Source organism: Arthrobacter sp. CAN_A1, assembly GCF_015751665.1.
Lineage (GTDB): Bacteria > Actinomycetota > Actinomycetes > Actinomycetales > Micrococcaceae > Arthrobacter_D.
This window is the reverse complement of record NZ_JADOUR010000010.1, coordinates 1-25,468: the sequence shown is the minus strand read 5'-3', so window position 1 is coordinate 25,468 and position 25,468 is coordinate 1. Positions and strand designations below refer to the sequence as shown.

At 66.2% G+C, this 25,468-nt stretch carries 25 protein-coding genes; 12 read left to right on the top strand and 13 right to left on the bottom strand.

Annotated elements, in window-relative coordinates; translation table 11 throughout:
- The first annotated feature begins 108 nt into the window (after positions 1-108).
- Positions 109-366, top strand: coding sequence for a mycoredoxin (locus IWX62_RS11810; RefSeq protein WP_196841619.1), 258 nt, complete (start codon positions 109-111; stop codon positions 364-366).
- A 112-nt stretch (positions 367-478) separates the two neighbouring features.
- Here the strand turns inward: IWX62_RS11810 and IWX62_RS11805 are convergent, their stop codons facing one another.
- The gene (locus IWX62_RS11805) at positions 479-2,089 is read right to left on the bottom strand and encodes an HNH endonuclease (protein ID WP_333483387.1); all 1,611 of its coding nucleotides are present in this window, start codon (positions 2,087-2,089) and stop codon (positions 479-481) included.
- Positions 2,090-2,341: 252 nt separating this feature from the next.
- Between IWX62_RS11805 and IWX62_RS11800 the strand changes: the two genes are divergently transcribed.
- Both IWX62_RS11800 and IWX62_RS11795 read left to right on the top strand, forming a co-directional pair.
- Positions 2,342-3,427 (top strand): S-(hydroxymethyl)mycothiol dehydrogenase, encoded by a 1,086-nt coding sequence (locus IWX62_RS11800; RefSeq protein ID WP_196841618.1) that lies wholly within the window; start codon positions 2,342-2,344, stop codon positions 3,425-3,427.
- Positions 3,427-4,056: an MBL fold metallo-hydrolase gene (locus IWX62_RS11795; protein ID WP_196841617.1), complete on the top strand. Its 630-nt coding sequence runs from the start codon at positions 3,427-3,429 to the stop codon at positions 4,054-4,056. Before IWX62_RS11800 ends, IWX62_RS11795 begins: the two co-directional genes overlap by 1 nt.
- Positions 4,057-4,178: 122 nt before the next feature.
- On the opposite strand, the gene IWX62_RS11790 is transcribed toward IWX62_RS11795, so the two are convergent.
- Both IWX62_RS11790 and IWX62_RS11785 read right to left on the bottom strand, forming a co-directional pair.
- Positions 4,179-4,985 carry a PIG-L deacetylase family protein gene (locus IWX62_RS11790; protein WP_333483386.1) on the bottom strand — a complete coding sequence of 269 codons (807 nt, stop codon included), beginning with the start codon at positions 4,983-4,985 and terminating at the stop codon, positions 4,179-4,181.
- A gap of 45 nt (positions 4,986-5,030) precedes the next feature.
- Positions 5,031-5,774: a lipoate--protein ligase family protein gene (locus IWX62_RS11785; protein ID WP_196841616.1), complete on the bottom strand. Its 744-nt coding sequence runs from the start codon at positions 5,772-5,774 to the stop codon at positions 5,031-5,033.
- 19 nt (positions 5,775-5,793) lie between these two features.
- On the opposite strand from IWX62_RS11785, the gene IWX62_RS11780 reads away from it, so the two are divergent.
- From IWX62_RS11780 to IWX62_RS11765, 4 genes are read left to right on the top strand one after another with little or no spacing between them, the layout of a single operon-like run.
- Positions 5,794-6,177: a DUF2177 family protein gene (locus IWX62_RS11780; RefSeq protein ID WP_196841615.1), complete on the top strand. Its 384-nt coding sequence runs from the start codon at positions 5,794-5,796 to the stop codon at positions 6,175-6,177.
- Positions 6,174-6,605 carry a DUF2177 family protein gene (locus tag IWX62_RS11775; protein ID WP_196841614.1) on the top strand — a complete coding sequence of 144 codons (432 nt, stop codon included), beginning with the start codon at positions 6,174-6,176 and terminating at the stop codon, positions 6,603-6,605. Before IWX62_RS11780 ends, IWX62_RS11775 begins: the two co-directional genes overlap by 4 nt.
- Positions 6,606-6,643: 38 nt before the next feature.
- Entirely contained in the window at positions 6,644-10,516 is a 3,873-nt protein-coding gene (locus IWX62_RS11770; protein ID WP_196841613.1) for a Pls/PosA family non-ribosomal peptide synthetase, read from the top strand.
- Positions 10,513-11,883: a M1 family metallopeptidase gene (locus IWX62_RS11765; RefSeq protein WP_333483385.1), complete on the top strand. Its 1,371-nt coding sequence runs from the start codon at positions 10,513-10,515 to the stop codon at positions 11,881-11,883. Before IWX62_RS11770 ends, IWX62_RS11765 begins: the two co-directional genes overlap by 4 nt.
- Here the strand turns inward: IWX62_RS11765 and IWX62_RS11760 are convergent, their stop codons facing one another.
- The 7 genes from IWX62_RS11760 to IWX62_RS11730 all read right to left on the bottom strand — a co-directional run bounded on the left by IWX62_RS11760 (position 11,884) and on the right by IWX62_RS11730 (position 16,792).
- A complete protein-coding gene (locus IWX62_RS11760) occupies positions 11,884-12,168 on the bottom strand; it encodes a DUF427 domain-containing protein (protein WP_196841612.1) in 285 nt (94 codons plus the stop codon).
- 94 nt (positions 12,169-12,262) lie between these two features.
- On the bottom strand, positions 12,263-13,294 hold the full coding sequence (locus IWX62_RS11755) for an aldo/keto reductase (RefSeq protein WP_196841611.1): 1,032 nt from the start codon (positions 13,292-13,294) through the stop codon (positions 12,263-12,265).
- Between the two features lie 57 nt (positions 13,295-13,351).
- On the bottom strand, positions 13,352-14,128 hold the full coding sequence (locus tag IWX62_RS11750) for a thioesterase family protein (RefSeq protein ID WP_196841610.1): 777 nt from the start codon (positions 14,126-14,128) through the stop codon (positions 13,352-13,354).
- Positions 14,129-14,237: 109 nt separating this feature from the next.
- A complete protein-coding gene (locus tag IWX62_RS11745; protein ID WP_196841609.1) occupies positions 14,238-14,867 on the bottom strand; it encodes a DNA alkylation repair protein in 630 nt (209 codons plus the stop codon).
- A 48-nt stretch (positions 14,868-14,915) separates the two neighbouring features.
- Complete coding sequence (locus tag IWX62_RS11740; RefSeq protein WP_196841608.1) at positions 14,916-15,737, bottom strand: GAF domain-containing protein; 822 nt, start codon at positions 15,735-15,737, stop codon at positions 14,916-14,918.
- A 29-nt stretch (positions 15,738-15,766) separates the two neighbouring features.
- Positions 15,767-16,387: a sigma-70 family RNA polymerase sigma factor gene (locus IWX62_RS11735; RefSeq protein ID WP_196841607.1), complete on the bottom strand. Its 621-nt coding sequence runs from the start codon at positions 16,385-16,387 to the stop codon at positions 15,767-15,769.
- Between the two features lie 147 nt (positions 16,388-16,534).
- Entirely contained in the window at positions 16,535-16,792 is a 258-nt protein-coding gene (locus IWX62_RS11730) for a metal-sensitive transcriptional regulator (RefSeq protein WP_196841606.1), read from the bottom strand.
- 125 nt (positions 16,793-16,917) lie between these two features.
- Here IWX62_RS11730 and IWX62_RS11725 point away from each other — a divergent pair, with 125 nt between their 5' ends.
- Genes IWX62_RS11725 through IWX62_RS11715 form a run of 3 tightly spaced genes read left to right on the top strand, consistent with a single transcriptional unit; the run spans position 16,918 to position 19,717 of the window.
- Positions 16,918-17,535, top strand: a complete 618-nt coding sequence (locus IWX62_RS11725) for a rhodanese-like domain-containing protein (RefSeq protein WP_196841605.1) — start codon at positions 16,918-16,920, stop codon at positions 17,533-17,535.
- Positions 17,532-18,305 (top strand): sulfite exporter TauE/SafE family protein, encoded by a 774-nt coding sequence (locus IWX62_RS11720; protein ID WP_196841604.1) that lies wholly within the window; start codon positions 17,532-17,534, stop codon positions 18,303-18,305. Before IWX62_RS11725 ends, IWX62_RS11720 begins: the two co-directional genes overlap by 4 nt.
- Positions 18,306-18,334: 29 nt before the next feature.
- Positions 18,335-19,717 (top strand): MBL fold metallo-hydrolase, encoded by a 1,383-nt coding sequence (locus IWX62_RS11715; protein ID WP_196841603.1) that lies wholly within the window; start codon positions 18,335-18,337, stop codon positions 19,715-19,717.
- 1 nt (position 19,718) lies between these two features.
- Here IWX62_RS11715 and IWX62_RS11710 read toward each other — a convergent pair whose 3' ends face one another.
- Genes IWX62_RS11710 through IWX62_RS11700 form a run of 3 tightly spaced genes read right to left on the bottom strand, consistent with a single transcriptional unit; the run spans position 19,719 to position 23,888 of the window.
- Positions 19,719-21,245, bottom strand: coding sequence for a carboxyl transferase domain-containing protein (locus IWX62_RS11710; protein ID WP_196841602.1), 1,527 nt, complete (start codon positions 21,243-21,245; stop codon positions 19,719-19,721).
- Between the two features lies 1 nt (position 21,246).
- Positions 21,247-22,461: a CaiB/BaiF CoA transferase family protein gene (locus tag IWX62_RS11705; protein ID WP_196841601.1), complete on the bottom strand. Its 1,215-nt coding sequence runs from the start codon at positions 22,459-22,461 to the stop codon at positions 21,247-21,249.
- 47 nt (positions 22,462-22,508) lie between these two features.
- Positions 22,509-23,888 carry an SLC13 family permease gene (locus IWX62_RS11700; protein WP_196841600.1) on the bottom strand — a complete coding sequence of 460 codons (1,380 nt, stop codon included), beginning with the start codon at positions 23,886-23,888 and terminating at the stop codon, positions 22,509-22,511.
- 147 nt (positions 23,889-24,035) lie between these two features.
- Here IWX62_RS11700 and IWX62_RS11695 point away from each other — a divergent pair, with 147 nt between their 5' ends.
- Together IWX62_RS11695 and IWX62_RS11690 are read left to right on the top strand one after the other, a co-directional pair.
- A complete protein-coding gene (locus IWX62_RS11695; RefSeq protein ID WP_196841599.1) occupies positions 24,036-24,737 on the top strand; it encodes a FadR/GntR family transcriptional regulator in 702 nt (233 codons plus the stop codon).
- 65 nt (positions 24,738-24,802) lie between these two features.
- On the top strand, positions 24,803-25,270 hold the full coding sequence (locus tag IWX62_RS11690) for a pyridoxamine 5'-phosphate oxidase family protein (protein ID WP_196841598.1): 468 nt from the start codon (positions 24,803-24,805) through the stop codon (positions 25,268-25,270).
- Positions 25,271-25,468 lie beyond the last annotated feature (198 nt).

The following is a 25,468-nucleotide window of genomic DNA, read 5'->3' as shown; positions in this document are numbered from 1 at the left end:
AGGAATCTAACGGCAGTCACGCGTGTTGAAGACTATGTACCACCAAGTCTGAGTGAGCGCTTCCCAGCGCTTCCATCAATTCAAGCTATCAAGTCAAGAAGGAGCACCGTGGACTTCACCCCCGATGCCGGCACAATCACCATGTTTTCGACAAGTTGGTGCGGCTACTGCCGCCGGCTGAAGAAGCAACTCGATGCCAAGGGGGTCGGCTACACCGAGATCAACATCGAAGAGGTGGAGGGCACCGCTGCACTGGTGGAGTCCCTCAACGGTGGTAACCAGACGGTCCCGACGGTGCTGTTCCCCGACGGCACCGCAGCTACCAACCCGTCGGTGTCGGACGTCATGGCTCGTTTGGGTAGCTAGCCCTGCATTCTTCAGCCGGGTAGTCCCTGTCTTCGGACCAGGCTTACGCGAGTCTTTGCCGTGCCGTGTGCTGTGATCACTTGTCGCTGCCTTGGTGCGCTCGCGATGCCCTTTAGAAGGGTGGTGGTTGGGGCAGGGTGGTGTAGCTTTTGCCGGTCAGTGAGGTCGCGGTGATGGTGCCCGGTTCGGGTTGTTCGTAGCGCCAGTAGCCTTCGGTTTTGAGCATGTGGTGACGTTTACAGAGCGCTGCGAGGTTGTCGTAGCTGGTGGTCCCGCCCTGGTGCCAGGGGATGGTGTGGTCGATGTCGCAGACCGGTGCGGGCCGGTTACAGCCGGGATGGCGGCAGGTTTTATCTCTGACGAGGATGGTGTTGCGCAGGTCCTTCGGGACCCGGTAGCGGTCCCGTCCGACGCTCAGGACGGTCCCGGTCTCGGGGTGGGTGAGGATCCTGATGAAACCTGGTGCGTGGGCGGCAAGTCGACGGGCCGTGTCCGGGTCGATCGGCCCGTAACCATCGAGTTCGCCCGGACCATCACCGCCGAGCAGGGTCAGCACCGGAACGGTCACGAACACCACCGGCTGCACCCCCTTCACCGACGCCAAATCAACCAACCCACCCCCACCAGCAGCACCAGTAGCACCAGCGGTCCCGGCTTCCGGGTCGTCGCGGTGTGTACTTTCGGTGGGTGGGCAGTGGTGGGTGAGGAGGTCGCTGAACATGTCGGCCTTGAGTTGGGTGAGGGTCCGGGATTCGGACGGGTTCTGCAGGGCCCGGGCGGTGAAGCTCAGACGGTGTTCGATGCCACAGGCCTGCTCGGCGGGCAGATACGCGGACAACCAGGCCATCCCGTCCTGGGCTGGGCTCACTTCCACGTGCCGGTCCCGGGCCGCGGCAGCCTTGCGGGTGGCAACAGATTCGGGATGAATTTTCTCCCGGACCCGGTGACAGATCGCTTTCAACCGTGGTGGGGTCAGATGCGCGCCGCGCGCCAGGACCTGGTCCTCGAACCCGGGTAACACCTCCGCCGGGACGAAGAGAGCTTCATCGGCGATCAGCTGGGCTTGCCGGACCGAGATCATCCCCCAACCCAGGCAGTGCAGGGTCTTCGGGAGGTCCAGGACCAGGGTCAGGCTTTGTCCCAGCAACCGGTGCGCCGCCCGCCCGGAAATATTGAGCAAAGGAGCCAGTTCCTCAGCCGAGAGAGTGAAGCCAAGTCCGCTACCGACCTGCCCCGATCCCGGCCGGGACGCAGCCAGCGCGGCGGCCGCGGCCTGCACCTCATCATGGAGCGCAGCAACCAACTCGGCTTCCCGGGCAGCAACCCACGACCCCAGCCGACCCACCGCCACCAACAACTCAGCCGTATCAGGTGCGTCGCCGGACGGCCCTGGCACGTCGCCAGCCGCATTGTCAGCTGAACTGTTCGCCGGTTCCTTCGCCGGGTCCTTGGCCGGTTCCTGAGCAGTCGCTCGACCGGGATCCTGGGGCAGCAGCATCCCCACCAGCGAGGCTGGGTCGGCCAGTTCTACCTCGGTGGCCAGGCTGTTGCCGGCAAACCGATGGCTCCGGGCGGACCTACCCGGTTGCCGCAACACCCCCGCAACCTCACCGGGACTCCATGACGGATCAGTCTCCGCCCACGGGACCGCCGATCCACCAAGGCTGGCCGAAAAAACCTCAGCAATGCTGCGGCCTCCACCTGCCTTTTCCTGCTGCTTCATACCCCCATCACATCATCGGGCTCTGACATTTTTAGCCGGGATGTGGGAGAGGCCAGAAAGAATGTTGAAAAGTTTTATCACGCAGAAAACAGGGCGCAAGGGCTGCGCTCGTTGCCGTGCTTTCCGCCCTAACGTTAACCAGCACTCACCGCAGCCGATATGGGTCACGGATCACCTGATTGAACCGCTGTCGGTGTCCGTGCCTATGCTGGGGTTAACCGCCCGGTACCCAAGTGAAAGGACCGTGTAGAAATGGTTCACAGAGTCCAAGCCGTAGTTGTCAAGGAAAAAAACGCCCCAGCCAGCATCGAGACCATCCTCGTGCCTGATCCGGGACCGGGTGAAGCGCTGGTGGATATTCTCACCTGCGGCGTCTGCCACACCGATCTGCACTACAAGCAGGGTGGCATCAGCGACGATTACCCGTTCCTCCTCGGCCACGAAGCCACCGGTGTAGTCAGCGCTGTCGGACCCGATGTCACCGAGGTGAAGGCCGGCGACCGGGTCATCCTCAACTGGCGCGCTGTGTGCGGCGAATGCCGTGCCTGCCGCCGCGGCGAAGCCCAGTACTGCTTCAACACCCACAACGCCACCCAGAAGATGACCCTTGAGGATGGCACCGAGCTGTCCCCCGCCCTGGGCATTGGCGCCTTCGCTGAGAAGACCCTGGTTGCTGCCGGCCAGTGCACCAAGGTGGATCCCGCTGCGGATGCCGCCGCCGTCGGCCTGTTGGGCTGCGGCATCATGGCAGGCATTGGCGCCGCCATCAACACCGGAAACGTCCGCCGCGGCGACTCGGTGGCTGTGATCGGCTGTGGTGGAGTGGGCAGCGCTGCCATCGCTGGCGCCAAGCTTGCGGGCGCGACGACGATCATCGCCGTCGATATCGACGACCGGAAGCTCGAAGCCACCAGGAAGCTCGGGGCCACCCACACGGTCAACTCCAAGAGCCAGGACGCCGTCGAGGCCATCCAGGCCCTCACCGAGGGCAACGGGGCCAACGTGGTGATCGACGCCGTCGGCCGCCCCGAAACCTACAAGCAGGCGTTCTACGCCCGCGACCTGGCCGGCACCGTGGTGCTGGTAGGCGTCCCCACCCCGGATATGGTGCTGGAACTGCCACTCCTCGACGTCTTCGGCCGCGGCGGCTCACTGAAGTCGTCCTGGTACGGCGATTGCCTGCCATCCCGGGATTTCCCCATGCTGGTCAGCCACTACCAGCAGGGCAACCTGGACCTCGACGCCTTCGTCACTGAGCGCATCACCCTGGACCAGGTTGAAGCAGCCTTCGACAAAATGCACGATGGTTCAGTGCTCCGTTCGGTGGTGGTGCTCTGATGGCAGTCCGCGTTGAGCGCCTCGTCACCTCCGGCACCTTCTCCCTCGACGGCGGCACCTGGGACGTTGACAATAACGTCTGGATCATCGGCGATGACACGGAGTGCATCGTCATTGACCCCGCCCATAGTGCTGAAGCGGTTGTCGAACAGATCAAGGGTCGGCAGGTGCGAGCCATCCTGCTGACCCACGGGCACGATGACCACATCCGCGCCGTCGGCGCCGTGTACGACGCCGTCCGGGCCCCCATCCATCTCCACTCCGCCGACCGGATGCTGTGGGACCAGGTGTACCCCGGCACCGCACCGGACCACGAGATCAGCGACGGCGACGAGTTCGCCGTCGCTGGCGTCACCCTCAAGGCGCTGCACACCCCCGGGCACTCCCCCGGATCGGTGAGCTTCTACCTTGAGGAGGCGGGCACCGTCTTCACCGGCGACACCCTGTTCCAGGGCGGCCCAGGCGCCACCGGCCGGTCCTTCAGCGACTTCCCCACCATCATCGAATCCATCCGCGATCGCCTGCTCAGCCTCCCGGCTGACACGGTGGTGCGCCCCGGACACGGCGATTCGACCACGGTCGGCGACGAAGCACCATCCCTTGATGAGTGGATTAAGCGCGGCCACTAAAGCCCGCCAGCACGACGACGACCGCCCCGTGGCACTTCTGGCTGCAGGGCGGTCGCCGTTTAAGCTCCAAACCCCAAGCTCCAAGCTCCAAGCTCCAAGCCCCAAGCTCCAAGCCCCAAGCCCTAGAGCCCCTCGAAAATGTCACACAACACCGGGTCCGCAGAGTCCCGGGGTGGCCAGGCAACAACGAAAAACTCCCGGCCCACCGTTCGCCGCCAATCGCCAGCGCTCCTGGTCGGGTCGGAGATCAGATGGAGCTGGCTGCGATGCTGAGACAGGCCGGCGACGATCCGGTCGGCCACCGCTGTGGTGTCCACCTCCATCCCAATCGACTCATCAGGCACACCCCGCAGGTGATACACCCGGGACGGATCCCAGGCTTCCTTTCCCGCACGCACCCGCGCAGCATTCCACCGCTCAAACGTCGACGCCTTCATGGCCCCGTGGAGCAGCCTGCGCAGCCCGGGTCCAGCTGCCGCCCGGCACCGATGGAATGCCTCATCGGTGGCCCTCCCCACCGTGATGTGATCTGGATGCCCGGTGATCCCGTCCGGACCAAACGTGGCCACCACATCGGGGTGTTCCTCCTCCAACAGCGCAGCGATCCCGCCCACCAGTTCCTCGAAGGGCACCTCGGCCACCGCACCATCCGGATAGTCCAGCCAGATGTGCCGGTCGGGAACCCGTCCCAGCGCACTCCAGGCGTTGCGGCACTCACCCCTGCGCACCGCCCCCAGGGACTCACGGGTAGCAGGAAAGCCCGGCGGAATCTCGCCCGCGGCCCCGTCGGTCGCGTGGACCAGAATGAACCGGAATCCTGGGTCACCCGAGTGCAAGGCGACGCTCCCCGCCAGCCCGTAGGCGTCGTCGTCGGGGTGTGCGACCACTAGCATTGCTGAGAGCAGCCGAGGATGTTCAGTTGCTGCCATTCAACGCCTCCCGGCTTGATCAGCTCCGAACGGTCATTCTGGCAGTCAGGATACGCCGGGCAGGAGGGCTGCGGAAGCCTCCGACGGCTTGAGTGTGTAGCCCGCTCGCATGTAGGCAGCCAGGATGGCGCGCTCGACGTCGTCGACACTAATCCCGAGAACAAGATCGTTGGCGGAGCCCGCCGTCGAGGGATCCCAGTCCAGTCCCATTGCCGCGTACGACGACGTCAGTACCTCCCGGATCGGCGCCGAGTTTTCCACCACCACCACCGAGGAAAAAAGCCACGCACCGGACACCACCCGCTGGGCCGTCCCAACCAGCTTCACGCGCTGTCCGTCGTCGCCGGTACCGTGCACGCTGTACTCCCCAGGACAGTACTCGCCAGGAATTTCGCCCACCGCCGCGGCCACACCCACCGAGCGCAGCGCTGACGCAAGGAGTTCACCGAACCCGGCGAACCGTTTCCGCGACCCGGCCACCGCATCGGTCTGCGGCTCAACATGATCGATGACCAGGCACCCGCGGTGATACGCAGCCGCCCGGCCGCCCGCACGGCGGACCAACGGCTCAAACTGGTGCAACCGCGCAGCGGCTTCGGCTGACGTAAACCCGGCCAGCCGGGTATCCCGCTGCCCAAAGGCAAGAGTGGGCTCGGGACGGTACAGCCGCAGCGTGGCGGGCCGCTCCCCCGCAGCCACGGCACGCAGCAGCGCGATGCCCGCCGCCAGGTCAGCTGCGGCGCCAGCCGAGACGCCGTCGCGCACCACCACCAGGTCTGTCCCGGTCATCTAGGTTAGGCTCCTGTCCATGGTCTTCCTGCAGTTTCTGGTTGCCGCAGCAACATTCCTGCTGCTCGACGCAATCTGGCTCAAATCAATGAGCACGTTCTACCGTCGGCACCTGGGCGACCAGCTCGCCGACAAACCCAATTTTCTCTACGCGGCAGCGTTCTACCTAATCTATATAGCCGGCATCGTGCTGTTCGCTGTCCAGCCTGCCCTCGCCGCCGACTCCTGGCTGGCCGCAGCAGGCTACGGCGGGGCCCTGGGCTTCTTCGCCTATGCGACCTACGACCTCACCAACGCCTCAACGCTGAAGCGGTGGCCTGCTGTCCTGATCGCTGTCGACCTCGCCTGGGGCACCGCTCTGACCGGCCTCATCACCCTGGTCACGTATCTGGTGTTCGCATGATCCGGTTCGCCCGCGACACAGCGGTGGTGGCGGCATTTTTCCTGCTCTTCGACATCCCCTGGCTGCTCGCCATGGCGGGGACCTACCGGGGCTGGATCGGTCCGCTGATGGCCGAGCAAGCTTCACTCGGGTATGCGGTGGTGTTCTATCTTGCCTACGCCGCGGCTGCTTGCTGGCTCGCCGTCAGACCCGCCCTGGAAAAGGGCAGCCTGAAGACGGCAGCAATTTCCGGCGCGGTCCTCGGCTTCGCCGCCTACGGCACCTACGGTTTCACCAACGCAGCAACCCTCCGCGACTGGCCAGCCCAGATGCTGCTGATCGACACCATCTGGGGCACCGTCCTGACCGCCGGGATTTGTGCGGCCGCGTACTCGACCATCAGCCGTCTCAACCGGCGCGGCAAACCCCGGCCCGACGACGGCGTGTAGCCGCGCCGGGCAGTGTTCCCGGGTGGGACACTTAGCAGGTGACACCGCATACCCCGCAACTGTCCCGCCGGTCAGCGGCCCCGCAGCCGCGCACCCTGATCGACATCCTCACCGCCACCGCAGATGCCTATCCTGACGCCTCGGCGCTCGACGACGGCACCACCAGCCTCAGCTACGCCGAGCTGCTGTCGAGTGTCCGCGCGATGGGCAAGGAGCTTCACCTGGCAGGGCTGGGCGTGGGCGACAGAATCGGTATCCGGATCCCATCCGGAACTGCCGAGCTGTACATCGCCATCCTCGCTACCCTCATGATTGGTGCCGCCTACGTCCCCGTCGACGCTGACGACCCCGACGAGCGTGCCAAACTCGTCTTCTCCGAAGCCGGTGTCGCGGGAATGATCAGGGCCGGACGCGCACCCGTGGTGAAGAAGGGAAGAGAGGCACCGTTCCCTGCTCCACGCATGCCACGCCCCGACGACGACGCCTGGATCATCTTCACCTCCGGATCCACCGGAACCCCCAAGGGGGTTGCGGTCACCCACCGCTCGGCGGCAGCGTTTGTCGACGCCGAAGCCCGACTGTTCCTGCAGGCCGAACCGGCGGGCCCCACCGACCGCGTGCTCGCCGGGCTGTCGGTGGCCTTCGACGCTTCCTGCGAGGAAATGTGGCTCGCCTGGCGTCATGGTGCGTGCCTGGTTCCCGCACCCCGCGCGCTGGTGCGTTCCGGGATGGACCTGGGTCCATGGTTGATCACCCACGGCATCACCATGGTCTCGACTGTTCCCACCCTCGCCGCTCTCTGGCCGGTGGAGTCGCTTGAAGCGGTCAGGCTGCTCATTTTCGGCGGCGAAGCCTGCCCTCCCGAACTGGCGGCACGGCTGGCCACCGAGGACCGGGAACTGTGGAACACGTACGGCCCCACCGAGGCGACGGTGGTCGCCTGTGCCGCGCTGCTGGGCGGGCCGGGCCCGGTGCGCATCGGCCTTCCGCTGGATGGTTGGGACCTGGCCGTCGTCGACGGCGAGGGCGTCCCGGTGGCCGCCGGCGAGATCGGCGAGCTGATCATCGGCGGCGTTGGCCTGGCCCGCTACCTCGATCCGCACAAGGACAAGGAAAAGTATGCCGCCATGCCATCGCTGGGCTGGGACCGTGCCTACCGCAGCGGTGACCTGGTCCGGTTCGACCCTGCCGGCCTCGAGTTCATGGGACGCGCCGACGAGCAGATCAAGCTTGGCGGCAGGCGCATCGAACTCGGCGAGGTGGATGCCGCCCTCCAGTCCCTACCGGGAGTCGCCGGCGCCGCTGCAGCCGTGCAGACCACCGCCGCCGGCAATCAGGTGCTGGTGGGCTATCTGGTAGCGGCGGGTGCGCCGCTCGACCTGCCGGAGCTCCGCTCCCAACTCGTCGGCTCCCTGCCCGCAGCACTCATTCCGATGCTCAGCGAGACCGCTTCCCTCCCCACCAAAACCAGTGGGAAAGTGGACCGCGCTGCCTTGCCGTGGCCGCTGGCCCAGACAGACCCGGCCGACGTGCCGCAACTCGACGACGAAGCCCAGTGGGTGGTGGACCAGTGGACAGCGGTGCTCGGCCTCCCGGCGTCGGGACTGGATGCCGACTTCTTCGCCCAGGGTGGCGGCAGCCTGTCAGCGGCGCAGCTGGTCTCCGCCCTGCGGCAGCGGTATCCGACGGTGACAGTGGCCGACATCTACGCTCATCCCCGGGTGGGTGCACTGATCGACATGGTCCGCCACTCGGAACCCGTCGGTGGAACCATCAGGGTTGAACGGAACGTTGCCCGCACCACCCGCAAAGCCCAGGTCTTCCAGACCCTGATGGGGCTCCCGCTGCACCTGCTCGTGGGTATGCGGTGGCTGACCTACCTGATGATCATCAACGAGGTGCTCGCCGTGGCCGGCGTCACGGCGGCTCCCACCCTGTCCTGGTGGTGGATCCTGGCCAGCTGGACGGTCTTCGTCAGCCCGCTGGGCCGGATGGGCATCTCCGTGGCCGCCGCCCGGATCCTGCTCCGCGGCGTCCGGCCGGGAAGCTACCCCCGCAGCGGCAGGGTGCACCTGAAGCTGTGGCTTGCCGAGCAGATAGCCGACATGGCCGCCGCCGTGAGCCTGGCCAGCGCCCCCTGGGTCACCTACTACGCCAGGGCGCTGGGTGCGAAAATCGGGCGCGACGTCGACCTCCACTCAGTCCCGCCGGTCACCGGAATGCTCCACCTGGGCAGCGGAAGCTCGGTGGAACCCGAGGTTGACCTCTCCGGCTGGTGGGTTGACGGCGACCTGGTCCACATTGGCCGGATCAGCATCGGCGAACGGGCAGTCATCGGCACCAGAAGTACGCTCATGCCGGGTGCCCGAATCGGCGCCGACTCACAGGTGGCACCCGGTTCGGCGGTGCTGGGGAAGGTCCGCTCCGGCCAGCACTACGCCGGATCGCCCGCCACCCGGGTCGGAAAAGCCAAACCCATCTGGCCCGACGCCCCTCCGGCGTCATCCCGGACCATCAGCTTCCCGGCGTTCGCCGCCGCCTCGGGGGTGCTCGCCGGAATCCCCTACCTGGCCGCAGCCATCGCCGCCCTGCCCATTCTTGCCGCCCTGCGCGGCTCCCCCGCCCTGTCCGGCGCGCTGCCCCAGCTTGCCTGGTCCGTACCGCTCGCCGGCCTGCTCTGGTTTGTGGCAGCCATGCTGCTCATCCTCGTCACCGTCCGGCTGCTCGGCGTCGGGATGCGGGAGGGATACCACCGGGTCCGCAGTCGTGTCGGCTGGCAGGTGTGGGCCACCGAACGGGTCCTCGACCTGGCGCGCGACCTGCTGTTCCCGTTGTACGCCAGTCTCTTCACACCGGTGTGGCTGAGACTATTGGGCGCCGCGGTCGGCAAGAACGTGGAGATTTCGACTGTGCTGCTGGTCCCGAAAATGACAACGATTGGCGACGGCGCCTTCCTCGCCGATGACACCATGGTGGCCTCCTACGAACTCGGCGGGGGCTGGATGAAGGTGGCCCCGGCGAAGATCGGGAAACGGGCCTTCCTCGGCAATTCGGGGATGACCGCGGCGGGCCGCCGGGTGCCGAAGAACTCCCTCGTCGCGGTGCTCTCAGCTACCCCCGCCAAAGCAAAAGCCGGGACGTCCTGGCTGGGCAGCCCACCCGTCCGGTTGCGCCGCACCCAGATGGACGCCGACCAGACCCGGACCTTCGACCCACCCCGGCGGCTGAAGGTGGCCCGGGGCGCCTGGGAAGTGTGCCGGCTCGCCGCGACCCTGCTCACCGTGGCCATCGCGGTGCTGGTGCTCGTGGGGCTCGACGCGATGGCCCTCGCCTGGGGGTACCCCGTGGCCGCGCTGCTCAGCGGGGTGGTCATGCTGGCTGCCGGCACGGTGGCGGCCTTCAGCGCCGTCGTCGTGAAGTGGCTGCTGGTGGGCCGGATCCGCGCGGGCGAACATCCGCTGTGGAGCTCCTTCATCTGGCGCAACGAGGTGGTCGACTCCTTCATCGAAACGGTGACCGCCCCGTGGTTCGCCCGCGCCGCCAGCGGCAGCCCGTCGCTGGTGTGGTGGCTCAGGGCGCTGGGGGCGAAGATCGGTCATGGCGTGTGGTGTGAAAGCTATTGGTTGCCGGAGGCCGATCTGGTGACCCTCGGCGACAGCGCCACGGTGAACCGGGGCTGCGTCATCCAGACGCACCTGTTTCATGACCGGGTGATGTCCATGGACACCGTAACCTTGATGGATGGCGCAACCATGGGACCGCACGGAGTGATACTTCCCGCTGCCCGTCTGGACCAGGGGTCAACCGTCGGACCGGCGTCGCTGGTGATGCGCGGTGAGACGGTCCCCGCCGGCAGTTACTGGATCGGCAACCCGGTCAGCCCCTGGAAACGACCGGCGGCCTCACCATGACTCAGGCTGTCGACGGCATGCGGGCGAACAGCTCCGGCGGCGTTGATCCCTACACGCCAGGGCACGGCTCCGGGGACTGGACCGCGCTGCACTACGATCTCGACCTTGACTACCGGTTGGCCAGCAACCGGTTGGCGGGCCGCGCCGTCATCACCGGCCGGGCCGCCGGGCCGGCGTCCCGTCTGCTGCACCGGATTGAACTGGACGTGGCCGGCTTGAAGGTCACCAGGGTGAACCTTGACGCGGGACGGGTGCTCCGGTTCAGTCTGAGGGGTTCCCGACTGGTGGTGACAGTGGCTGAACCGCTGACGGGTGGCCAGGAGTTCACTCTCCACATCAAATACGGTGGGTATCCGCTTCCCCTGAAGAGCGTCTGGGGTGAGTTGGGCTGGGAGGAACTGACCGACGGCGTCCTTGTCGCGGGTCAGCCCACCGGCAGCCCGTCCTGGTTCCCTTGCAACGACCACCCCAGCCAGAAAGCCACTTACCGCATCGCGGTGACCACCGACGCGAATTACCGGGCCATCTGCAACGGTCAGCTGATCTCCCACACTCCCCGTGCCAGTCGCGGCACCTGGGTGTATAACCAGCCAGAGCCGATGGCCACCTATCTTGCGACGGTCCAGATCGGGCGCTACCAGCTGGACCGCTCCAGCACCTCACCGGTCCCCCAGTTCATTGCCGCACCGGCCGGATTACGCGAGGCCGCACGCCGGGCGCTGGTCAGGCAGCCGGAGATGATGGCTTTGTTCATCGAACTTTTCGGACCGTATCCCTTTGGGGCGTACACGGTGGTGGTGGCCGATGATGTCCTGGAGATTCCGTTGGAAGCGCAGTCACTGTCGATCCTCGGCCGCAACCATCTGACCATCGGGTGGGAATCCCAGCGGCTCATCGCCCACGAACTGTCCCACCAGTGGTTCGGCAACTCGCTGACCGCCGATTCCTGGCGGGACATCTGGTTGCATGAGGGATTTGCCTGCTACGCCGAGTGGCTGTGGTCCGAACAATCGGGGAGCCTGACGACTGAACAGCGCGCGACGAACGCCTGGCGCGGCCTGGCAGCCGAGCCCGAAGATCTGCTGATTGGCAATCCCGGCGCGGTGAACATGTTCGACGACCGGGTCTACAAGCGGGGCGCTCTCGCCCTGCATGCCCTGAGAACTTCAGTCGGCGATCAGCTGTTCTTCACCCTGCTCCGCGCCTGGACCACCCAGTTCGGGCATCGCAACGTCGCCACAGCGGATCTGGTGACCGTGGCAGACGACGTCTGCGCCGGGGTGACAGGTTTTGACGCTGCGGAACTGCTGAAACCCTGGTTGTATCAGACCCGGCTTCCATTGTTGCCCCGACCCCGGCGCGACTAGTCAGCCGGTGACTGTCACACCGCGCCAAAACGCCACATGGTCACGGATGTTCTCCGCTTTGGCTTTCGGGTCGGGATAGGTCCAGGCGGCGTCGTCGTTCACATCGCCGTCGACCGTCAGCGAAAAGTAGCTCGCTGTACCCTTCCACGGGCAGACAGTGGTCATGCTGCTGTCGGTGAGGTACTCGGCCTTCACCGAATCCCTGGGAAAGTAGTGATTCCCCTCCACCATCACCGTGTTGTCTGACTCCGCGATGACCACGTTGTTCCACATTGCCTTTGCCATGGTGCTGGCCTTTCTCTGAAGATCCCTGAACGGGTTGGTAATCATTACCAACCGCGGAGGGGGCGTCAGCATTCCGCTGGCGCCCCTCCCAGGTTCAGCGCCCGCCGTCGATGATCCGGCTGCGCTGCTCCTGGCCCGGCACACCGTAGGGGTAATCGGAGACCTCGGGGGCGCTCACAGTGCTGAGCCGGTCAACTTCCCCGGCGGTGAGCTTCACGGCGTCGGCGCCCAGATTGTCGGCGAGCTGGGCGGTGTTCCGCGCACCGAGGATCACCGAGGTGACGGCCGGCTGCTGCGCAACCCAGGCCAGGGCCACCTGTGACGCTGTCACCGCGCGCTCGGCGGCGATCTCCACGACGGTGTCAATGATGCGCCAGGTCCGTTCCTGGGAGTTGCGTTCCTTCCAGGCTTCCATCCCGCGCTCAGGGTTCTCGCCGAGCCTGGTCTCCCCGGTGGGTGAGGTGTCGCGCTGGTACTTGCCGGTCAGCCAGCCGCCGCCGAGAGGCGACCAGGGCAGCAGGCCGATGCCGGCGTCGAGCGCCGCCGGGACAATTTCCGATTCGATCTCGCGGACCAGGAGACTGTACTGGGGCTGGAGGGTAACCGGTGCGTTCCAACCCTGGGCCTTCGCCATCATGGCGGCCTTGGTCAACTGCCAGCCCGAGTAGTTGGAGAACCCGTAGTACCCGATCTTGCCGTTGCGGATCGAGTCCTCGAGGAAACTGAGGGTCTCCTCGAGCGGGGTCAGCGGATCCCAGGAGTGAACCTGGTACAGATCGATGTGGTCCACGCCCAACCGGGTCAGCGAGTCATCGAGCGCACGACGGAGGTGGCGGCGGGACAAACCCAGGTCGTTGACGCCGTCGCCCATGGGGAAGCGGCCCTTCGACGCCACGACCATCTGGTCCCGGTCGGCGGGATTCCTGGCCAGCCAGGAACCGATGATCGACTCGGACGCACCTGCCGTGTACACGTCGGCGGTGTCGATGAAGTTACCGCCCGCCGCCGTGTAGGCGCTCATGATCTGGTGCGAGGTGGCCTCATCCGCTTCAGCTCCGAACGTCATGGTGCCGAGGGCATACGCCGAGACGGCAGTGCCGCTATTTCCAAGTTTCCGGTATTCCATGGTGCTGCTCCTTTGGATCAACTGGTTGTGCTTCCCGTCTCCACCCTAGTTGCAGGACTAGATTTTCCTGATGGTCAGGATCTGCTCGGCACGGCCAAACGGGCCCGTCGTGTCGTGCAGGACCGCGGAGGTCAGCCCTATGCCGTCAGTGCCAAAGCTGACGCTGGTCTCCAGTCCAAGCCATTCCCCGGCCGGTTCCCGGTACAAGTGGACCTGCAGGTCAAGGTTCGGGAACATCCAGCTCCCCGGCCCCGGTGCGACGCGGGCTGACACGCCGTTGGCGGTATCGATCAGGCCGATGAGCCGGACCAGATCCGGGGTGGGAAGGTCCTCCACCATTTGGTGAGGCGTCCTCAGCCACACCCGGCCGCGGCCGGGACGGTGCCCCTCCACTACCCGAAATTCAAGCGACTCGATGTACCCGCCGGGCCAGGCGGTCATCTCGGCAAACGGGCCCGCAGCGTCGGGCCCGGGCATCGGCGGGTCCTCGATCGCCGCTACTGCAGCGCTGTCGGCCTTTGCGAGCCGCCAGGCCTTCGCCCGGATCACGGTGCGTCCGCCGGAGATCATCTCGGCTTCCAACAGTTCGATAGTCTTGCCGGGCCTGATCACCTTCACGATCACGTCAAACGCCCCGCCGGGGATCATCCCGAGGATGTCGAAGCTGAGGCGTGCCATCCGGAGGTCCGGCCGGGGGCTGTGCTGCTCCAGGCAGTGGGCCAGCAGGCCGGCCGCCGGTGCCATGTGCTGTTCCTCGGGGTTCCAGGCGCCCTGGGCGTGGATGGTCGACTCGAAGCTCCCGTCGCCCAGGGAGCGATAGTAGGAATCTGACATAGAAGAAGCACCTTTGCTGGATCGGGTTTGCTGGTGGGGCCGCGGCGCCGCCGTCGCGGCCGCCGAAGGACCAGTCTATGACGCGTTGCCAGCTTGAGCCCGGGCCGGCCTAGAGCCGAGGGAGCGTTAGCTCCGGCCTGATCCCCGCCATCTCCCCCAGAACCAGCGCAACAGCGTCGCTGACGACGTCGGACATGGCATGATTCTCAGCCAGCGCCGCCCGGGCCCGTCGGATGAACCCGTCCCAGTCACCGCCGCCGGCGCGCAGGGGACGCAGGGGTGACAGCAGGGCCGCCCGGCTGAGCCACGGGTCGACGTCGCCCGCCCACCGGTCCAGCACGCCGGCGGCTCGTTTCCCGTCCCGTGGGAGCAGCCGATCGATCAGCGGACCTACCACGTCGATGGCGAGTGGGTCAGTGAGCTCCGGTCCGCCCGCCTGGCGCAGAAACCCCTCGATGCGGGTCAGATCGGTGACCTGGAGCAGCGAAAGCTTCGATTGCAGCACCACCACCGCGGCAAGCCGACGCTCAAAAACCGGGACGGCCCACAGCTCGGAACACAGCGAGAGCACGGGGTCGTGATCCATCCCCCGGTGGCGGCGGAAGGCATCGCGGACTGTCCCGCGGATGGCACCCACCGAGGATCCGTAGGCCCGGAGACCGTTAGCCTGGTCCGCCGCACGCTCCCCTGAGGCCTCCCGCTGCATCCCGGCATCGATGAACTCCCCGGCGTCGCTCACTGTGTTTCCTGCGTCACTTCCGGTACACCAGGTGGGTCACGCCAGCGGCTAGGCCGGTGCGGACTCCACTTGTTCCTGGGCTTGGGCGGTGAGCTGCTTGAGCGCCAGTTCGTCGGCGTCCGAAAAGCCCCGCGGACGGTCGTCGATGACGCACAGGGTGCCGATGGGCCAGTTGTCAGGACCGCGCAGCGTGTGCCCCGCATAAAACCTGATGTGCGGCTTCAGCTGCACCAGCGGGTTGTTGCGGAACGTCCGGTCCGTCAGGGCGTCGTGCACCACGAGCACACGGTTGCTGCGGATGGTCTGGTTGCAGAAGGAAATCCGGCGCGGGACGTTCGCGCCGATGGGTCCGGCCACAGATTTAATGAACTGGCGGTGCTGGCCGATCAGCGCGATCGAGGCAGAGCTGACGCCAAACACTGCCTGGGCCTCGCGGGTAATCCTGTCAAACCGCTCCTCACGCACCGATCCCATCAGGCCGGTTCGGTGCAGGGACCGCAGACGGTGGGATTCGCTGGGATCCAGGGGGAACAGCGCGGCCGACGTCGTCGTGAGCCGCCGCAATGCCGGGTCGGTCCAACCTTCGAAGCTGCTTTCAGTGGGAACCCCTGTGGCGAGGGAAACGTCGTCGGTGGTGTAGGCGGCACGCCGCACCGGTGAGTTCCCGTCGTCGAGCATCTCGTTGATGGCGTGCGACACCATGTCCCGCTGAAAGTCGTCAAGCTGCACCAGGCCGTGAACGTATGCCGTGAACTCGACCAGGTCGCATGAACCGCCGAGGCCGGTGTAGGTAGCCCAGGCAGCGTCAAGGTCAAGACCGGACTTCACCGCGGCCAGGCGCGCAAACCATTGCTGTAGGTAGGGATCCATGAGTTACCTCTCTTCCTGTTTCCCCATGCTCATCGTGAGTGGGCGTCGTAACCGTCGGCTTCCATCGCGTCGCGCAGGCGGATCAGTCCGGCCTGGATCCGCGACTTCGCGGTGGGAAGCTTGATCTGGAGCGTTTCGGCCACCTGCACATACGTGAGTCCCCGATAATAGGCAAGGTTGATGGCCTCTGCCTGGCGGGGAGTCAGGGCCGCAAGGCATTTCCTGACGCTCTCGGACATCATCGTGTGGTAGACCGTATCCTCGACGGAGACCTGCCGCACGGCGGTCGCACGGCGGATGTACGCGGCATCCCGTCCCACCGCGCTCTGCTCGCTACGCACCCTGTCGACGGCGCGGCGGTGCGCAAGGGTGAAGATCCAGCTTTGTGGCGACCCCCGATCGGCGTCGAACTGTCCGGCCGAGGTCCAGAGCAGGAGGTAAACCTCCTGAACTACTTCTGCAGCGATCGCCGGGTTCTTGATGACCCTCAGCACCAGCCCATACACCCGTTTGCAGGTGGCCTCGTACAGGGAGGAAAACGCTGGCTGGTCCCCATCAGCGGTACGGAGGAGAAGCTCGACCAGTGGAGGAATTCCCTCCGGATAATCCAATGGCGAATCGGAAGGACCGAGAGTAGTGCTGTATGACATGAGACCTCGCCGTTAAGTGAAGCGTGCAGTTCGAGACCAGCGACGCGGATGCGTCGTCGGGGCCCACACCGTCCGAACTATGCCATCCCGGCAGGCCACCCGCAAGAGCGGCGCGCAGCCAGGGTGGCGGAGCGGCACTCCAGGGGCTCAGGCGAGCGAGAGAAACAGCTTTTCCAGTTCCTTCTTGTCCATGGTCGCGTCCTCACTGGTGAGGCACTGCTCCAGCCCGGTGGCGATGATCGCGAACCCGGCACGGTCCAGCGCCTTGGACACGGCAGCCAACTGGGTAATGACGTCCTTGCAGTCCTTGCCCTCCTCGAGCATCCGGGTGACAGCGACCAGTTGGCCTTGCGCGCGCTTCAGGCGGTTGATCACGGGGGTCAGCTCTGAGGTATCGAGTTGCATGGGTCTCTCCAGGTTGTGGTGGTCTACGAAGTATACCCAGCGGGGTGTTTTGTATACCCCCTTGGGTATCTGTAATACTCAGTGGGGTATCCACCTTTACCGCTTCATCCGAGAGGAACCCCACGATGGCCCATGACTCCCCCACCCTGACCGCGCTCACCCCCCAGCAACTGCGAGCCTGGCAGCAGGACCACGAGGACGTCGTGGTGATCGACGTCCGCTCGGCGGCCGAGTTCGCTTCCCTGCACATCCGCGGCGCCTACAACGTCCCGCTGCCGCTCCTGTCCGAGCACACCGAGGAGTTCGCCTCTCGGCTCCACAGCCGCGTGGTCCTGGTCTGCCAGTCGGGTGCCCGCGCCGAACAGGCACGGCAGCGCTTGAACGGTGCCGGCCTTGACTCCGCCTATGTGCTGACCGGCGGGACCGCAGGGTATGCCGCCGACGGCGGCGCCGTGGTCAAGGGAAAGACCACCTGGGACCTGGAGCGCCAGGTCCGTCTCACCGCCGGATCCCTGGTCCTACTCGGGCTCACCGGCGGCCGCTTCGTCTCGCCGAAAATCCGGGGTATCGCCGGAGTCATCGGCGCCGGGCTCACGTTCTCGGCCGCAACCAACACCTGCGCCATGGGCAACGCCCTGTCCGCACTGCCCTGGAACCGCGCACAGACGGAACACACCCGCGAATCAGCAATAGCGCAGCTCCCCCTCCCCCAGGACGGGGAAAGCACGGCCCTGGCCTCATGATCGCTGCGCTCAGCCTGGGGCTCGCCGTCGGGATCATCCTGGGACTCGTCGGAGCCGGCGGATCAATCATCGCCGTTCCGGCACTGGTCTACGGCGTCGGTATGAGCACCGGCGAGGCCATCCCCACCTCCCTGCTGGTGGTCGGGGCGGCCTCAGTGGCGGCTTTGCTGCCCCGGCTGAGCGCCGGCATCAACTGGCCGGTGGTCGGGCTCGTCGGGGCGGCGGGCATCCCCGCCGCCTGGGGCGGCGCCGCCGTCGGTGAGCTGTTAAACCCAGACCTGCTGATGCTGATTTTCGCAGCAATCATGGTGGTGGCCGGGATCCGCATGCTCGGCTCGGTCGCCGAAGCCACCGGGTCCTGCAGCACCGGTCCCGGGCGGTCCTTCCGATCGTGCGCACCGAAGGCCCTCGCCGTCGGGGTGCTGGTCGGGTTCCTCACCGGACTGTTAGGAGTCGGCGGCGGGTTCCTCCTGACCCCCGCGCTCACCCTGTTCCTTGGGCTGGGGCTGAAACAGGCGGTCGGCTCTTCCCTGGCCATCATCGCCATCAACTCTGCCGCCGGATTCAGCGCCCACGCTGTCGGTTTCAGCATCGACTGGCCGTTGACGCTGGCCTTCGCTCTCCCCGCGATTCTTGGATCGCTCGTCGCCGGCCGTCTCGCACGGCTGGTGCAGGACCGCCATATCCGGGTGGCGTTCGCCATCCTCATCTTCACCGTCGCGGCGTGGGTGGCGGCCAGCACCGCCGTCGCACTGCTCGTCGCTCCCTGACCACCCCACCCATCCAGAAGGAGAACCCCATGCTTATTGAACGTATCTATGACGAGGATCTTGCCCAGGCCAGCTATTTCATCGGCTGCCAACGCCAAGGCGAGGCAGTGGTCGTCGACCCGCGCCGGGATATCGGCGTCTATCAGGCGATGGCCGCGGCCAACGGCATGAGGATTGTTGCGGTCACCGAAACGCACATCCACGCCGATTACCTATCAGGATCACGGGAGCTGGCCGCCGCTACCGGAGCCGCACTGTATGTGTCGGGAGAGGGCGGCGTGGACTGGCAGTACGGGTTTACCGCCGAGCGGCTGTACGACGGCAGCACCATCACCATCGGGAACATCACCGTCAAGGCACTGCACACGCCCGGCCACACCCCCGAGCACCTGTCCTTCCTCATCACCGACGGGGCATTCACCGACCAGCCCGGGTATCTACTCTCCGGCGACTTTGTCTTCGCCGGAGATCTGGGGCGCCCGGACCTCCTGGATGAGGCGGCAGGCGGTGTCGACACCCGGTTCGCCGGAGCGAAGCATCTTTTCGCCAGCCTGCGCGACGTCTTCCTGTCGTTGCCGGACCATGTGCAGGTCCATCCCGGGCACGGATCCGGGAGTGCCTGCGGCAAGGCGCTCGGCGCCGTCCCGTCCACCACGGTGGGCTATGAGAGGTTGTACGCCTGGTGGGGACCGTACCTCGCCGCCGACGACGAACAGGGGTTCATCGACGAGTTGCTCGACGGCCAGCCCGATGCCCACGCCTATTTCGCCCGGATGAAAAAGGAAAACCGTGAGGGACCGGCCCTGCTGGGTTCCCGTGCTCCGCTGCAGGAACTCAGCGCGGCCGACGTCGTTCGGGGACTGGACGCCAATGAACTGACCTTCGTCGATACCCGCCCCAACACCGCGGTCCACGAGGGCACTGTAGCGGGAGCACTGAACATCCCGGCAGGCAAGAGCACCGCCAGCTTTGGTTCCTGGGCCGTGGATCCGGCCCGGGATCTGCGTCCGCTGGTCCTGCTGGCGTCGGACCAGGAGCAGGCACATGACCTGTGGGACCACCTGGTCCGGGTGGGAATCGACCGGGTTGCCGGGTATGTCACCGGGCTGGAGGGGCTGCCGACCAGTGTTCCCCGGACCGTGGCACCGGAGGACCTTGCCTCGCTGGAGCGGGCGCTGCTGCTGGACGTGCGCGCCAAGGGCGAGCACGCAGCGGGGCACATCCCCGGCTCCCAGCAACTGAGCGGGGGCCGGGTGCTGTGGAACCTCGACCAGCTACCCACTGAGGGCACCATCGTCACCTACTGCCAGAGCGGGGTCCGCAGCTCAGTGGCAGCGAATGCGCTCCGACACGAAGGGTACGACGTCGTCGAACTCGAGGGCAGCTACGCCGCCTGGGCCGCGGCGAACTGACTCAGTCGGTCGCCGCTGCCAGGCGTGGCCCCAGGTCCCGGTACTTGGCGGTGCGCTGGGACAGCAGCTCGTCGATGGGGGCCCCGGCCAGCGCCGAGAGCTCGTACTCGATGGCAGCGCCCATCCGCAGGCAGAACGCCTTGGCTTCGTCGGCGGCGTCGTCGCGCTCGTCCACGATGTGGTCCACCAGGCCGTTCCCGTGCAGCGAAGCCACGTTGACGCCCTGCGCCTCGGACAGCGCCGGGGCGAATTCGGTGCTGCGATGGATGATCGCGCTCGCACCTTCGGGAGGCAGCGGCGACAGCCAGGCGTGATGGGCGGCGATGGTGCGGTCGGCGGGGAGGAGTGCCAGCGCTCCCCCGCCGGCGCCCTGCCCCAGCAGCACCGACACGGTCGGCGACTGCAGGCCGATGAGCTCATAGAGTGACCGGGCAATTTCGCCGGCCAGGCCGCCTTCTTCGGCGTCCTTGGACAGTGCCGCGCCGGCCGTGTCGATCACGGTCAGCAAGGGCAGGCCGAGCTCCTCAGCCAGCTTCATGCCACGACGGGCCTCGCGGAGGGACGCGGGGCCCATCGCGCTTTCGGGAGTGGACCGGGACCGGTTGTGCCCCAACACCACGCAGGACTGGTTCCCGAAGCGGGCCAGCGCAAGCTGCAGCCCGGGGTCCTTCTCGCCCTGCCCGGTGCCATTGAGCGGCAGCACATCCTGGGCGGCCCAACTGAGCAGGCGGCGCAGATCGGGACGGCGCCGGTTGCGGGAGATCTCGATGGAAGTCCAGGCGGCCACCGGGGAGGGGCCGACGTCGAGGGTTGCCGGCGGCGCCACGGGTTCGCTGACCTGCTGGGTCAGGACGTTCAGCGCACGGTCGACAATCTCGGAGAGCAGTTCTGGGGGTACGACGGCGTCGATCAGGCCCTTGTCGTACAGGTTTTCGGAGACCTGCACGTGCTCCGGGAACGGGGTGCCGTACAGCGCCTCGTAGACCCGGGGGCCGAGGAAGCCGAGCAGCGCCCCCGGTTCAGCCACTGTGACATGGCCCAGTGAGCCCCAGGAGGCCATGACGCCGCCGGTGGTCGGGTGCCGCAGATACACCAGGTACGGCAACCTGGCCCGCCGATGGGTGCGGACAGCAGCCGAAATCTTCACCATCGAGAGGAACGCGAGCGTGCCCTCCTGCATTCGGGTCCCACCGGACGCTGGCCCCGCCAGCAGCGGCAGCTTCTCCCGGGTTGCGCGTTCAATCGCTTCAACAATCCGGTTGGCGGCAGCCAGCCCGATGGACCCCGCGAGGAACCGGAACTCCGAGACGATCACCGCCACCCGCCGACCCCGGATGAGGCCCTCCCCGGTGAGCACCGACTCGTCCACCCCGCTCCTGTCCCGCGCGGCCTGCAGCTCCCGCTCGTACTTTTCGTCGGGGTGCGGCCCTGCCACGGGTGCATCCCAGGACGTGAACGTGCCCGGGTCGAGGACCACATCGATCAGCTCCGCCGCCGTCAGGTGGCGCACCGGCTGGGCCGCAGTCACGCTAGGAGTCCTTTGCCAGGGCGTCGTCCAGCCAGCGCCGGATGTCGGCGCCATCCTGATCCAGCAGCGGAGGCGCCGAATGGGTGATGTTGGTGGTCTCCTGCTCGGCGCCGTCGAAGAACCGCAGTGGCGGGCCAGGGAGGCTGACCTTGCCCAGCAACTGGTGCTCGACGTCGATCAGCAGGCCCTGCGATTTCACCTGTTCCCACTCGTACACCTCATCGAGGGACCTGACCTTGCCCGCCGGGATGCCGGCTTCGTTGAGTTTCGCCAGCAGGGGTACCGACTCGTAGGCGGCGAAGGCCTTCTCGATCTCGCCGATCAGGAGGTCGCGGTTCCGGACGCGGTCGCCGTTGCTGGCAAACTCGGCGCGGCCGGCGTCGAGCCCGAAGGTGGAGGCGAACTTCTGCCACAGCTTCTCGCTACCGACGCTGATCTGGACCTTGCCGGCGTCACAGCTAAACAGACCGTACGGCGCGATGGACGGGTGATGGTTGCCCTGCGCCTTCGGCACCTCCCCGGCGACGGTGGTCCTGGTGCCCTGGAAGGCGTGGACACCGATCAGCGCGGCGAGCAGCGAGGTGCGGACCACCTGGCCCTTGCCGGTCTTCTCCCGTTCCAGGAGCGCCGCCAGCGCTCCGTAGGCGCCGTACATTCCGGAGAGCAGGTCAGCGATCGGTACGCCGACACGCTGCGGGTCATCCGGGCTGGGCCCGGTGAGCGACATCAGCCCGGCCTCGCCTTGCAAGATCTGGTCGTACCCGCTCCTGCTGGACTCGGGACCGTCGTGCCCAAACCCGGTGATCGACAGGATCACCAGGCGGGGGTTGAGCTGGTGCATGGCCTCGGTGGAGAACCCCAGACGGTCCAGGACGCCCGGCCGGAAGTTCTCCACGACGACGTCGGCCCGTTCCAGCAGGGCGGTCAGGATCTTCTTGCCGTCGTCGCTCTTCAGATCCAGGGCGATGGATTCCTTGTTCCTGTTGCAGGACAGGAAATAGGTGGCCTGAGGGTTATCGTCGGGGCCCACGAAGGGTGGGCCCCAACCGCGGGTGTCATCGCCGGAACCGGGGTTCTCCACCTTGATCACACGGGCGCCGAGATCGGCCAGCATCATTCCGGCGTGCGGGCCTGCCAGCGCGCGGCTCAGGTCCACCACGAGGGTGCCGGCGAGTGGGCCGGAACGCTCTGCGGGGCCGGGGGTAGCTGTGGTCATGGTGATCTTTCCTCTCGGTGGGGGTGTCCGGTTCCGGCGTTCAGGGCTTAGAGCCACCCCGGAACCACGAGGACCAGCCAGGCGACCAGCGGTCCGACGACGACGACGATGCCGCCGTAGGCGAGGATCTGCTTGTAGAAGCGGTCCCTGTCAGTGCCTTCGGGGGCGTTGGCGAGCACGAGCGCGCCGTTGGTGGAGAACGGTGACACGTCGACCACCGTTGAGGCGATGGAGAGGGCGGCGATGACGCCGATCGCCCCGATTTCACCCGATTCGAGGAACGGGATGGCCAGTGGAATCAGTGCGGCAAGAATCGCTGTGGAGGAAGCGAACGCTGAGACGACTGCGCCGATGTAGCAGATCAGCAGGGCTGCAAGCAGCGGCATACCGAGGCTGGCGACGCCGTCGGAGACGTATTCGATGGTGCCGGCTTCCTGCAGGACGCCGACGAAGGTGAGCATGCCGCAGATCAGGAGCACCGTTGACCAGCTGATCTTCTCGACCGCTCCCTTTTGGGACCGCGGGGAGATGAGCGCCAGGGCGACGGCGACCGTGATGGCGACGAAGCCGACGTCGACCTTGAAGCCCAGTGCCACGACGGCGAGGATGACCAGGCCGGCGATGGTGGCGTACTGCGCGAGAGTCTGCTTGCCTTCGGTGGCGACAGCGCCGTCGTCGGTCTTGGTGCTGGTCTTGCCCTTGAGGGAGTCCGTACCAGATCCGGTGCCGCGGAAGTCGACGTCGGCACCTGAGGCGCGGGCTCCGACGCTGGCGCGCATCCGGGCGTCAGCGGCGCCTTCGACGAACTGCTCAACCCGAGCTGAGAACAGTTTCCGGCCGCCGAGGACCATGAACAGGACGACGGCGATGAGGAAGTTGAAGATCAGGCTGGAAAGGAAGAGAGCCATGGGGCTGTACTCGAAGCCGGTGTCGGCGACGATGCCGTTGACGATGACGCCGTAGACGGCGATGGGCGAGAAACCGCCAGCCTGCGCACCGTGGACCACCATCATGCCCATCAGGAGGGGGCTGATTTTGTGCTTGGCAGCGAAGCCGAGGGCGACGGGCGCCATAATGGCGACAGCCGCGGGGCCGAGGGCGCCCACTGCGGTGATGACGCCGGTGATGATGAACATGATCCAGGGGATGAGTGCTACCCGGCTGCGGACCAGCTTGACGGCGCCGTTGACCAGGAGGTCAATGGTCCCGTTGTTCTGAGCTATCGCGAACAGGTACGTGACGCCAACCAGAGTGAGGAACAGCCCACCCGGGAAGTTGGCGATGATGTCATCGGTTTCCATGCCGAGGAACACCGCGCCCAGCAGGAAGGCGCCCACAAAGGCGAGGGCGCCCATGTTGACGGGCAGCAGAGTAGCGATGAGGAACATCGCTGCCAGGATGATGATGGAGAGGAGTTGGACGGACATGGGTCTTCTTTCGCCAGTGAAAGTGTGATGTGACGCACGTTACCGGCGCACTGGACTAGACTGTTAGACACTGATCCATTTGTCAATTGTGACCTGCCCGACCCCTACACTGGCATGACATCTCCCCGCTGACGTTGAGGACCGCTGATGAACGCACTGCCCGACCCACGGCGGCTCGCCCGCGCACCGCGGCCCCGGCTGTACGAGCAGCTGGTGGAGCAGATCCTGGTGTACATCGAAGAATCCCAGCTGGGCCCAGGCGACCTGTTGCCGGCTGAGCGGATCCTCGCGGAACAGTTGGGGGTGTCGCGGGCTACGCTGGCGCAGGCCTTGGTGGCCCTTGAAGTGTTGGGGATTATCGACGTCCAGCACGGCACCGGCGCAGTGCTGGTGTATCGGCCGAGCCTGGCCACCGTGATCCGGAAACTGCGTGAGCACCAGAACCGGTTGCCTGAGATTGCTGAGGCGCGCAGCACCCTCGAAGTGAAGCTCGCCTCGCTGGCTGCTGGCCGCCGGACCGATGCGGATCTTGGTGCGATCGACCGTGCGCTGGATGCGATGGCCGGGGAGATCGCCGCCGGAGATCGTGGCACCCATGGTGATGAGCTGTTCCATCAGGCGGTCACCTCTGCCGCCCACTCCCCCGTGCTGGCACAGCTGATGGGGTTCATCGCGGAGATGGTGTTGGAGACCCGGATTGAGTCGCTGGGCCAGCCGGGTCGACCCGAACAGTCGCTGAAGTCGCATCGGATCATTGCCGAGGCGATCCGTTCGCAGGACTCCGTCGCGGCCGCGGCGGCGATGCAAGCGCACATCGATCTGGTCTCTGACGTGGCGCTGCTGAAGTAGCCGGGGGCTTGGTGTGGGTCTTTTGGCCCTAGGAGCCATTTTGCTGCTGCCCTAGGCTCGGGCGCATGACTACTGACGCACCCGTGCCACAAACCGAAATCCTTTCATCCGACGAGTGCTGGGATCTTTTGCGGTTGACGTCGTTTGGGCGCCTCGCGGTGTGGGCCAATGCTCAACCCGAGATCTTTCCGCTTAACTACAAGGTCGATCACGACAAGGTGGTTTTCCGGACCAGCCATGGCACCAAGTTGGCCTCTGCTTTGGGAAGCCGCGTTGCTCTGGAAATTGACGGCACCAATGATCATGGTGGTGTCGCCTGGAGCGTCATCGTCAAGGGTCCGGCCAACAGGCTTGAGCGGACACCCGAGGTGCTCAACTCCGTAGGTCGGCTACTTGTGCCGTGGGAAGCCGGCAAAAAGGACCATTTCGTTGGCATTACTCCCGAGGCCGTTACCGGACGCCGGTTCCGGATAGCTGCACCCCTCACGTGGGGCGGCCGATTGGATGATGCTCTGCGCGCCGGGCTGGAGTAGCGCCAGAGTTAGTGGGCAGTCCTGAGGTTCGGATGGAGAACGCCCGAGTGCTGGGCGTTCGTTGACGCGCTCCTTCAGCGCCTCGGATCTTCGCTGCGCTGTCTGAGGTGTGTCAAGTAAGTGAGACACGGGATAGTCGTTTTTCGGGTTAAGCGGCAGTCTTTTGCTGCAGCTGGTTTTGACGGTAGTTGGCCAGTG